The following is a 279-nucleotide window of genomic DNA, read 5'->3' as shown; positions in this document are numbered from 1 at the left end:
TTTCGGAAACACCTTGCGAAGCACGTAGACCTTGCCTCCGGTGAAGTGAGCAGACTCGACAATGTCTTCTCCGATTCGTGTCAATCCTTCCTTTTCTTCATCGGGCAGATCGATCACGACTTCGCGGCGCGGCAGTGAGTCCGGAAAACGTTCTTCGCTGCGCCGGCGCTTCGGCGGCTTGTTCTTCTTGTCGGCTCGTTTGTTTTCTTCGATCGCCTGCTTGATGCCTTCGCGTGCATCGTTGATTTCATCCTCACTTGCGAAGTCAAACTTGAGCTG

At 53.8% G+C, this 279-nt stretch carries 1 protein-coding gene; it reads right to left on the bottom strand.

Annotated features, from left to right (window positions below):
* A partial coding sequence (locus H1B37_RS33225) for a hypothetical protein (RefSeq protein ID WP_220498510.1) occupies positions 1-279 on the bottom strand: 279 nt, incomplete at both ends.

This window comes from Stieleria mannarensis (assembly GCF_014154935.1).
Taxonomy (GTDB): Bacteria; Planctomycetota; Planctomycetia; order Pirellulales; family Pirellulaceae; genus Stieleria; species Stieleria mannarensis.
Note: the sequence above shows the minus strand (reverse complement) of the source record. Positions and strands in the feature narration are given on the sequence as shown.